Origin of the sequence: Microbacterium sp. UNCCL10, from assembly GCF_000746195.1 — a bacterium.
Lineage (GTDB): Bacteria > Actinomycetota > Actinomycetes > Actinomycetales > Microbacteriaceae > Microbacterium > Microbacterium saccharophilum.
Window position 1 is genome coordinate 1,718,339 of sequence record NZ_JQKT01000007.1, and the last position, 10,214, is coordinate 1,728,552.

Sequence of the window (10,214 nt, forward strand, 5' to 3'; positions counted from 1 at the left end):
CGCAGGGCGCGATACGGCACCCAAACCTGGGATACCCTTGATGAGTGTGCGCGCGGGCGGATCCGATGCCCCGCACAGACCGAACTTCACTGACGAAAGCAGGCGCAACCGTGTCCAGTCCGGCGACCGGCGTGGGAACTTCGAGCGAAGGCGAATTCGGGGCGAATGAATGGCTCGTCGCCGAGATGTACGAGCAGTTCGCGAAGGACCGGAACTCGGTCGACAAGGAATGGTGGCCCGTCCTCGAGGCCTACCAGCCCGACGGGGCCCAGGCCGAGACTCCGGCACCCGCCGCAGAGGCCCCGGCGCCCGCAGCTCCGGCACCCGCCCAGGCGCAGGCACCCGCGGCCCCGGCTCCGGCCGCCCCGGCCGCCGCCTCCGCGGCGCCGACCCCGTCGGCATCCGCCCCCGTCGCCCGCACGACGGCCCGCCCGGCGTCCCCGCAGCCCATCCCGGCGCAGGCCCCCCACGCCGCGCCCGCCGCCCCGTCCGAGGCCGGCGCGGACGTCGTCACGCCGCTGCGCGGCATGACGAAGACCCTCGCGGCCAACATGGACGAGTCGCTGACCGTCCCCACGGCCACGAGCGTGCGCACCGTGCCGGCGAAGCTGATGATCGACAACCGCATCGTCATCAACAACCACATGGCCCGCACCCGCGGCGGCAAGGTGAGCTTCACGCACCTCATCGGCTGGGCGCTCATCCAGGCGCTGAAGGCCTTCCCCAGCCAGAACGTGTCCTACGCCGAGATCGACGGCAAGCCGTCCGTCGTCGCGCCCGCGCACATCAACCTGGGCATCGCGATCGACCTGCCCAAGCCCGACGGCACGCGCGCGCTCATGGTGCCGAGCATCAAGCGCGCCGAGTCCCTCACCTTCAGCGAATACCTCGCCGCCTACGAGGACCTCGTCACCCGCGCCCGCGGCAACAAGCTCACCGCCGCGGACTTCCAGGGCACGACGATCTCGCTCACCAACCCGGGCGGCATCGGCACCGTGCACTCCGTGCCCCGCCTCATGAAGGGTCAGGGCTGCATCGTCGGCGCCGGCGCGCTCGAATACCCGGCGGAGTTCCAGGGCTCCAGCGAGAAGACGCTCGTCGAGCTCGGCATCGGCAAGACCATCACGCTCACCAGCACCTACGACCACCGCGTCATCCAGGGTGCCGGCTCGGGCGAGTTCCTCAAGATCGTCCACGAGCTGCTCACCGGTCAGCGCGGCTTCTACGAGTCGATCTTCGCCGCGCTGCGCATCCCCTACGCCCCGATCCACTGGGGCACCGACATCAACGTCGACCTGGCGGAGCGCGTCGACAAGACCGCCCGCGTGCAGGAGCTCATCAACTCGTTCCGCGTGCGCGGCCACCTCATGGCCGACATCGACCCGCTCGAGTACATGCAGCGCACGCACCCGGACCTCGAGATCGAGTCGCACGGCCTGACCTTCTGGGACCTCGACCGCGAATTCGTCACGAACGGCTTCGGCGGCAAGCGCCAGATGAAGCTTCGCGACATCCTCGGCGTGCTGCGCGACTCGTACTGCCGCACCATCGGCGTCGAGTACATGCACATCCAGGACCCCGCCCAGCGCAAGTGGTTCCAGGACAACGTCGAGGTCAAGTACCAGAAGCCCGGCCACGACGAGCAGCTGCGGATCCTCGACAAGCTGAACCAGGCCGAGGCGTTCGAGACGTTCCTGCAGACGAAGTACGTGGGCCAGAAGCGGTTCAGCCTCGAGGGCGGCGAGTCGCTCATCCCCCTGCTGGACGAGATCCTCCAGGGCGCCGCGCGCGCCTCGCTGGACGGCGTCGCGATCGGCATGGCGCACCGCGGCCGCCTCAACGTCCTCACCAACATCGCCGGAAAGACGTACAGCCAGATCTTCCGCGAGTTCGAGGGCTCCGTCGCGATCGGCTCGAAGAGCGGGTCGGGCGACGTGAAGTACCACCTCGGCACCGAGGGCACCTTCGTCGCCGACGACGGCGACGAGCTGCCGGTCTACCTCGCCGCGAACCCGTCCCACCTGGAGACCGTCGACGGCGTGCTGGAGGGCATCACCCGCGCCAAGCAGGACCGGATGCCGATCGGCTCGTTCTCCTGGCTGCCGATCCTCGTCCACGGCGACGCGGCCTTCGCAGCCCAGGGCGTCGTGTTCGAGACGCTGCAGATGTCGCAGCTGCGCGCCTACCGCACCGGTGGCACCGTCCACGTCATCGTCAACAACCAGGTCGGCTTCACGACGCTGCCGCAGGACGCGCGCACGTCGGTCTACGCGACGGATGTCGCCAAGACGATCCAGGCGCCGATCTTCCACGTCAACGGCGACGACCCGGAGGCCGTGGTCCGCGTCGCGGAGGTCGCGTTCCAGTACCGCCAGGAGTTCAACCGCGATGTCGTGATCGACCTCGTCTGCTACCGCCGCCGCGGCCACAACGAGGGCGATGACCCCTCGATGACGCAGCCGCTCATGACGAACCTCATCGAGGCGAAGCGCTCCGTCCGCCGCTTGTACACCGAGGCCCTCGTCGGTCGCGGTGACATCACGGAAGAGGAGTACGAGCAGGCCAAGCGCGACTTCCAGGACCGTCTGGAGATCGCGTTCGCGCAGACGCACGCGGCCGAGACCGGCTCCTCCCCCATCGTGGCCCCGACGACCACGACGATCGAGGTCGTCGCCGGCGAGCCCGACACCACCGGCGTCTCGCCCGATGTCGTGCGCCAGATCGGCGAGGCGTTCATCAACAAGCCCGAGGGCTTCACGGTGCACAACAAGATCCAGCAGCTGCTGGACAAGCGCCACGACATGAGCCGCAACGGCAACATCGACTGGGGCTTCGGCGAGCTGCTCGCCTTCGGTTCGCTGCTCATGGAGGGCACGAACGTCCGCCTGGCCGGGCAGGACTCGCGCCGCGGCACGTTCGTCCAGCGTCACGCCGTCATGCACGACCGCGCGAACGGCCAGGAATGGCTGCCGCTGGCGAACCTCGCCGACGGTCAGGGCCGCTTCTACGCGTACGACTCGCTGCTCAGCGAGTACGCCGCGATGGCGTTCGAGTACGGCTACTCGGTGGAGCGCGCCGACACCCTGACGCTGTGGGAGGCCCAGTTCGGCGACTTCGCCAACGGCGCCCAGTCGGTCATCGACGAGTTCATCTCCTCGGCGGACCAGAAGTGGGGGCAGCAGTCGAGCGTCGTGCTGCTGCTGCCGCACGGCTACGAGGGCCAGGGACCCGACCACTCGTCCGCGCGCATCGAGCGCTACCTGCAGATGTGCGCGCAGGACAACATGACCGTCGCGCGCCCGTCGACGCCCGCGTCGTACTTCCACCTGCTCCGTCGGCAGGCGTACGCCCGCCCGCGCCGCCCGCTCGTGGTGTTCACGCCCAAGGCCATGCTGCGTCTGCGCGGCGCGACGAGCCCCGTCGAGGACTTCGCGACCGGACGCTTCGAGCCGGTGCTCGACGACCGCCGGACGCTGGACCGCGGCGCCGTGAAGCGCGTGCTGCTGCACTCCGGCAAGATCCACTGGGATCTGGCGTCCGAGCTCGAGAAGAACCCGAACCCGGAGATCGCCCTCGTCCGTCTGGAGCAGTTCTACCCGGCCCCGATCGACGAGCTGAACGCGGTCCTGGACTCCTACCCGAACGCCGAGCTGGTGTGGGTGCAGGACGAGCCGGAGAACCAGGGCGCCTGGCCGTTCATCGCGCTCGAGGTCGTAAAGCACCTGCACGGACGGACGATCCGCCGGGTCTCCCGCGCCGCCGCGGCCTCCACGGCGACGGGCTCCCCCAAGGTGCACGCCGTCGAGCACGCCGCCATCATGGCCAAGGCCCTCTCCCTGTAGGACAGCGACGGCGGCGCCGGCCGCGCAGACGGGACGCCATGCACGTCGCCCTCCTCGTCAACCCCACTGCGCGGGCCGACGCCGGGGCGCACGCGGCGGAGCGGGCCGCCGGCCGGTTGCGCGCGCACGGCGTGCGGACGGCGCTCATCTCCGGCGGCAGCGCCGAGGAGTCCTCCGACCTGCTGGCGGCCGCCCTGGAGCTGGGTGTTGACGCCGTGCTCGTCGCCGGCGGCGACGGGACCGTGAACCTCGCGATCCAGCAGCTGGCGGGCACCGGCATCCCGCTCGGAATCGTGCCCTCCGGCACCGGGAACGACCTCGCGACGACGGTGGGGCTCCGCGACCTGGATGCGGACGGTGCCGCCGACGCGGTCATCGCGGGCCGCACGCGCACGATCGACCTCGCCCGCATCGTCCGCGCGGACGGCACGACCACCCTCTACGGGACGGTGCTCGCGAGCGGGTTCGATTCGAAGGTCAACGACCGGGCCAACCGGATGCGGTGGCCGCGCGGCGCAATGCGCTACCGCATCGCCCTGCTGATCGAGTTCCTGCGGCTGCGCGGCGAGCCGTACGAGGTCGACCTCGAGTTCGCCGACGGGACCGGCGAGCGCGTGACGGGCGACCTGCTGATCGCGACGGTCGGCAACGGCCGCACGTACGGCGGCGGCGTCCCCATCTGCCCGGACGCCGACCCCGCCGACGGGCTGCTCGACGTCACGCTCGTCCGGCCCGCGGGGCGCATCCACCTCCTGCTGCGCCTGCTGCCGCGGGTGTACCGCGGGACGCACACGAGCGCTCCGGAGGTGACCACGTACCGCGTGAGGGCGGCACGGCTGTCCTCACCCGGAGTCACGGCGTACGCCGACGGCGACGCAGTGGGGGCGCTGCCGGTGCGCGTGGAGGTCGTCCCGCGCGCGCTCACCCTCTTCGCCCCCGCCTGAGCGGGCGCGGCCACACATGCGACCGGACGGTCGCCGGCGGGTCAGTGGTGCGCGGCCTGCTCGGCGCGCAGGCGCGACATCACCTGGTCGCGCAGCGTCTCAGGCGCCGTCTCCCGGCATGCCCGCGCGACGACCTCGGTCAGGGTACGGGCGACCAGCGCCTCCTCCTGGCAGCTTGCGCAGTTCGCCAGGTGCTCCGTGATGTCGGAATGCTCGGTCTTGCACACTTCGTTGCGCAGGTACTCCTCGAGGTCCTTCCGGGCCTTGTCGCAGCCGCAATCGGTCATTTCGCGCTCCTCGTGGCGGGCACGTCGATGCCACGCTCTCGTGCATAGTCGGCCAGCAGGTCACGCAGCATCCGCCTGCCACGATGCAGGCGGCTCATGACCGTGCCGATGGGTGTCTTCATGATGTCCGCGATCTCCTGATACGCGAACCCCTCCACGTCGGCGAAGTACACCGCCAGACGGAAGTCCTCCGGGATGGACTGCAGGGCATCCTTGACGATGGATGCCGGCATCCGGTCGATCGCCTCGGCCTCGGCCGATCGCGAGCTCGTCGCCGTCGTCGACTCGGCGCCGCCGAGCTGCCAGTCCTCGAGGTCGTCGATCGTCCCCTGGTACGGCTCCCGCTGCTTCTTGCGATACGTGTTGATGTACGTGTTCGTGAGGATGCGGTAGAGCCACGCCTTCAGGTTCGTCCCCTGCGTGAACGACGCCCAGGCGGCGAACGCCTTGACGAACGTCTCCTGCACGAGATCCGCGGCGTCGGCGGGGTTGCGCGTCATCCGCATGGCCGCTGCGTACAGCTGGTCCATGAAGGGGAGCGCCTGCTCTTCGAACTGGGTGCGCGGGTCGGCTGCCGCCTGATCTTCCATCACGCGCCAGTCTACGTCGGCGAGTTCGTCCCATTCGGAGTTCGGGTCGACGGTCGCGATCATTGCACTCCTCGGGCTCAGAGACGGACGGGTTCGTTAGGGTAGAACCCGATGACCGCCCCTGGCTATTCCCCGCAGTCTCCCGCCACCCGCGAACTCTGGTCCGCGCCGGTGGCGCCGGACGCCGTGCACGCGACGGTCACCGTCCCGGCATCCAAGTCGCTGACCAATCGCGAACTCATCCTGGCGGCCCTCGCCGAGGCCCCCAGCCGGCTGATCTCGCCGCTGCATTCGGACGACTCCGCCCGCATGATCGCGGCGCTGCAGACCCTCGGCGTCCAGATCGACGAGGTCGACGGGGAGGGCGAGTTCGGGCCCGACCTCGAGGTGAACCCGAACGGCGCGCTCACCGGCGACACGGTCGTGGACTGCGGCCAGGCGGGCACGGTCATGCGCTTCGTCGCGCCGCTCGCGGGCCTGTCCCACGGCGACGTCACCCTCACGGCAGACGAGAGCGCGCTGCACCGGCCGATGGGGACCATGATCAAGGCGCTCCGGGAGATCGGCGTCGACATCGACGACGGCGGGAACTGGTCGCTGCCCTTCACGGTGCGCGGGCGCGGGCACATCCGCGGCGGCGAGGTCACGATCGACGCGAGCACGTCGAGCCAGTTCGTCTCGGGCCTGCTGCTCGCGGCGCCGCGCTTCGACGTGGGCCTGCACCTCATCCACTCCGGCGGCAGGCTGCCCAGCGCGCCGCACATCGACATGACGGTGGAGGCGCTCGCCCACCGCGGAGTCCACGTCGAGCGGCCGAACGCCCACGAATGGCTCGTCCCGGCCGGCGCGCTGCGCGGCAAGGACATCGCGATCGAGCCCGACCTCTCCAACGCCGCCCCGTTCCTCGCGGCGGCGGTCGTCACCGGCGGGTCGGTGACCGTGCCCGGGTGGCCGGCGCGCTCCACCCAGCCCGGCGCCCTGCTCTCCGACATCCTCACGGTGCTCGGTGCCCGCACGTCGCGTCGCGCCGGCGCGCTCACGGTGACCGGCACCGACCGGATCGCCGGGATCGACCTGGATCTCAGCGCCGCGAGCGAGCTGACGCCCGTCCTGTTCGCGCTCGCCGCGTTCGCCGACGCCCCGACCACCCTGCACGGGATCGGGCACATCCGCGGGCACGAGACCGACCGCATCGCGGCGCTCGTGTCGAACCTGCGCGCCCTCGGCGGCGAGGCCGAGGAGCTGCCGGACGGCATCCGCATCCTCCCCCGCCCGCTCCGGGGCGGATTGTGGCGCGCACACCACGACCACCGGATCGCCACGGCGGGCGCCGTCATCGGCCTGCGCGTCCCCGGCGTCGAGGTCGACGACATCGGCACGACCGCGAAGACGATGCCGGAGTTCCCGCAGCTGTGGCAGCGGATGCTGCAGGGCCAGCCGGCGTGACGAGAGGCGCCGCGTGAGCTGGCTCGACGACACCGACGACGACGAACCCGAGTACGACGAGTCGGACATCCGGGTCCGCCCGAACCCCAAGGCGAACCGCCCCCGCTCGAAGCGGCGCCCCGCGCACGCCGACGCGAAGATCGCCCGCGTGCTGGGCGTGGACCGCGGCCGGTACACCGTCCTCGTCGACGAGGGCGGCCCCGACGAGCACCAGGCGCTCGCCACGCGGGCGCGCGAGCTGCGCAAGCAGCCGATCGTCACGGGCGACCGGGCGAGGATCGTCGGCGACACGAGCGGCGACGTGGGCAGCCTCTCGCGCATCGTCGGCATCGAGGAGCGCACGTCGCTCCTGCGTCGGAGCGCCGACGACACCGACCAGGTGGAGCGGATCGTGGTCGCCAACGCCGACCAGATGCTCATCGTGGTCGCCGCCGCCGACCCGGAACCGCGGCCGCGGCTCGTGGACCGGTACCTCATCGCGGCCCTGGATGCCGGCATCCGCCCCCTGCTCGTCGTGACCAAGACCGACCTCGCCGATCCGGCCGCGTTCCTGAAGAACTTCGAGGGCCTCGACACGCTGCAGGTGTTCACGAGCGCCCGCGAGGACATGCCCGTCGACGAGGTCGGCGCGCATCTGGTGGGCCACTCCACCGTCTTCGTGGGGCACTCCGGCGTCGGCAAGTCGACCCTCGTCAACGCTCTCGTCCCGAGCGCGCTGCGTGCCACGGGCCACGTGAACGCCGTGACGGGGCGGGGGCGCCACACCTCCAGCTCCACCGTGTCCCTCCGCTACGAGGGTGCGGAGGGCCGCGGCTGGGTGATCGACACGCCCGGTGTGCGCTCGTTCGGGCTCGGGCACGTCGACCCGGCCAACATCCTCAAGGCCTTCACCGACCTCGCGGTCGTCGCGGAGGAATGCCCGCGTGGGTGCACGCACCTGCCGGATGCGCCGGACTGCGCGCTCGTGGAAGCCGTCCAGGAGGGGCGACTCGGCCAGAGCGGGGCGGCACGGCTGGACTCCCTGCAGCGGCTGCTGGCGACGTTCGCCTGACGATCTAGGCTTGGGGGCATGTCCCGACTCGAGCCCGGCTCCCCCGCTCCCGATTTCACGCTCGTCGACCAGGACGAGCGTCCCGTCTCCCTCGCCGATCTCCGCGGCGGCGGCGTGGTGCTGTTCTTCTACCCCGCCGCCATGACGCCCGGATGCACGACCGAGGCGTGCGATTTCCGCGACAGCCTGGCGCCCCTGCAGTCCGCCGGCTACACCGTGCTCGGCGTCTCCCGCGACGACCCCGCGACCCTCCGGACGTTCCGCGAGCGCGACGGTCTGACCTACGGCCTGCTGAGCGACCCGGACCACGCCGTCCACGAGGCGTACGGCGCGTGGGGCGAGAAGATGAACTACGGCAAGGTCGTCGAAGGCGTCATCCGCTCGACCTTCGCCGTGGATGCCGACGGGCGCATCGCCCACGCGCTCTACAACGTCAAGGCCACGGGGCACGTCGCTCGCGTGCGCGCGCTCCTCGGGCTCGACTGAGGACTCCGGGCCTTCAGTCGGTCGCGGGGCGGCGGCGTCCCGCGGCGCGGGCGGCGGCGATGAGGCAGAGGCCGACGACGATCGCCGGGATGGCGAGTCCGACCGCGATGGCAGGATGCCCGTAGTCGCCGGTCGCGGCGCCCAGGGCGACGGCGAGGACCAGCAGCTGCGTGACGATCCCACCCGAGCGTCCCCAGGACTGCCCGACCCACGTGGCGACGGCGAAGCCGAGGACGGCAGCAGCACCGAGCGCCGTGAGGACGACGAGCGCCACGGCGCTCGCGACGGAGTCGGTGTCCCCCGTCACGATCGCGACGATCTGCCACCCGAGCAGCACGAGGAGCCCGATGCCCTCCGCGGCCAGCAGCGTTGCGGCGGTCCGCTCGACGACAGTGGTGCGCATCCCGTGCGATCTCCTCATCCTTCGGCGCCATAACGCGGGGCAAACGGCCCGGCATGCAGGCGATACTCAGCAAATCGCCCGGATTGGGCAGATGTTCACCCTTGATTCACTTCGCCGTCCGTGGGAGGATTGGGGAAGCGTGTGCTCCCACAGCGCAGTGGGGCGAGCAGTCAGCTCGCACACCCACCAGGGTAGTCGACGTCCACGTGCGTCCGAGCCCACACCCGCATCTTCAATCCCGCATCCAAGGAGCACCCCAGTATGGATTGGCGCGACAAAGCCGCCTGCCTGACCGTCGACCCCGAGCTCTTCTTCCCCGTAGGGAACACCGGCCCGGCCGTCGACCAGATCGAGAAGGCCAAGACCGTGTGCGCACGGTGCACGGTCACCGAGATCTGCCTGCAATACGCTCTCGAGTCCGGTCAGGACTCGGGCGTCTGGGGTGGGCTGTCCGAGGACGAGCGCCGCGCCCTCAAGCGTCGCGCCGCTCGCGCCCGCCGCGCCTCCTGACGAGCCTCCGCTCCCCCGCCGCTGCGACGCACGCCGCGGCATGTCACAGCATCCGCGAGTTCACCGCCACGCACCCACCGGTGCTGTGACGCACCGCGTCGTCGTGTCGCAGCATCCGCCGCCCCACCTCCCACGCACCCGCCGGTGCTGTGACGAGGATGTCGGCGTGCGCTAGGTGTAGTTCCCCGGCAGGTTGTGAACGGCTGAGGTAGCGAAGACCTCCGGGCAGGATGTGGGTTACCACACTCGCATCTTGCTCACGGAGGTCTTCGTGTCTCACGCTAACGCGCCTTTGACGCCGGAGGGGCGTCGTCGTCTTGCTGTTCTTATCGTGGATCGGCGGTGGCCGTTGCGGCGAGCCGCGGAACGGTTCCAGTGTTCCCCGGCGACCGCGAAGCGGTGGGCGGATCGCTATCGGGCCGGGCTGCCGCTGACAGACTGCAGCTCAAGGCCTCATTCGTCGCCGAATCGGCTGCCGCGCAGGACAGAGCGGCGGATCGTCGCGTTGCGGTTCACGCGCCGCTGGGGACCGCACCGGATCGCGTATCACCTGCATCTGCACCGGTCGACGGTCGGCCGGGTTCTCGCCCGGTATCGGATGCCGACGCTCGCGAACATCGACCAGGCCACCGGATTGCCGGTCCGCAAGCCCAAG

General features: G+C 70.7%; 9 protein-coding genes and 1 pseudogene. 7 read left to right on the forward strand and 3 right to left on the reverse strand.

The features are described 5' to 3' along the window. Nucleotides 1-110 precede the first annotated feature (110 nt). Nucleotides 111-3,842, forward strand: coding sequence for a multifunctional oxoglutarate decarboxylase/oxoglutarate dehydrogenase thiamine pyrophosphate-binding subunit/dihydrolipoyllysine-residue succinyltransferase subunit (locus BR85_RS08475; protein WP_028496156.1), 3,732 nt, complete (start codon nt 111-113; stop codon nt 3,840-3,842). Nucleotides 3,843-3,877: 35 nt separating this feature from the next. Continuing rightward, nucleotides 3,878-4,786, forward strand: a pseudogene (locus BR85_RS08480) (diacylglycerol kinase); the annotation flags it as partial. Nucleotides 4,787-4,827: 41 nt separating this feature from the next. On the opposite strand, the gene BR85_RS08485 reads toward BR85_RS08480, so the two are convergent. Together BR85_RS08485 and BR85_RS08490 are read right to left on the reverse strand one after the other, a co-directional pair. Continuing rightward, on the reverse strand, nt 4,828-5,073 hold the full coding sequence (locus BR85_RS08485; protein ID WP_028496158.1) for a zf-HC2 domain-containing protein: 246 nt from the start codon (nt 5,071-5,073) through the stop codon (nt 4,828-4,830). Then, nucleotides 5,070-5,726, reverse strand: coding sequence for a sigma-70 family RNA polymerase sigma factor (locus BR85_RS08490; protein ID WP_028496159.1), 657 nt, complete (start codon nt 5,724-5,726; stop codon nt 5,070-5,072). Before BR85_RS08490 ends, BR85_RS08485 begins: the two co-directional genes overlap by 4 nt. A 48-nt stretch (nt 5,727-5,774) precedes the next feature. Here BR85_RS08490 and aroA point away from each other — a divergent pair, with 48 nt between their 5' ends. Genes aroA through bcp form a run of 3 tightly spaced genes read left to right on the forward strand, consistent with a single transcriptional unit; the run spans nt 5,775 to nt 8,646 of the window. Beyond that, nucleotides 5,775-7,109: a 3-phosphoshikimate 1-carboxyvinyltransferase gene (gene aroA / locus BR85_RS08495; RefSeq protein WP_028496160.1), complete on the forward strand. Its 1,335-nt coding sequence runs from the start codon at nt 5,775-5,777 to the stop codon at nt 7,107-7,109. Nucleotides 7,110-7,122: 13 nt separating this feature from the next. Then, nucleotides 7,123-8,160 carry a ribosome small subunit-dependent GTPase A gene (gene rsgA, locus BR85_RS08500; RefSeq protein ID WP_028496161.1) on the forward strand — a complete coding sequence of 346 codons (1,038 nt, stop codon included), beginning with the start codon at nt 7,123-7,125 and terminating at the stop codon, nt 8,158-8,160. Between the two features lie 18 nt (nt 8,161-8,178). Then, nucleotides 8,179-8,646: a thioredoxin-dependent thiol peroxidase gene (gene bcp, locus BR85_RS08505; protein ID WP_028496162.1), complete on the forward strand. Its 468-nt coding sequence runs from the start codon at nt 8,179-8,181 to the stop codon at nt 8,644-8,646. Between the two features lie 13 nt (nt 8,647-8,659). Here the strand turns inward: bcp and BR85_RS08510 are convergent, their stop codons facing one another. Continuing rightward, nucleotides 8,660-9,049 (reverse strand): histidine kinase, encoded by a 390-nt coding sequence (locus tag BR85_RS08510; RefSeq protein ID WP_028496163.1) that lies wholly within the window; start codon nt 9,047-9,049, stop codon nt 8,660-8,662. A 261-nt stretch (nt 9,050-9,310) separates the two neighbouring features. Between BR85_RS08510 and BR85_RS08515 the strand changes: the two genes are divergently transcribed. Continuing rightward, on the forward strand, nt 9,311-9,559 hold the full coding sequence (locus BR85_RS08515) for a WhiB family transcriptional regulator (protein ID WP_028496164.1): 249 nt from the start codon (nt 9,311-9,313) through the stop codon (nt 9,557-9,559). Between the two features lie 271 nt (nt 9,560-9,830). Then, on the forward strand, nt 9,831-10,214 hold a 384-nt coding region (locus tag BR85_RS08520; protein WP_197057197.1), incomplete at its 3' end, for a helix-turn-helix domain-containing protein.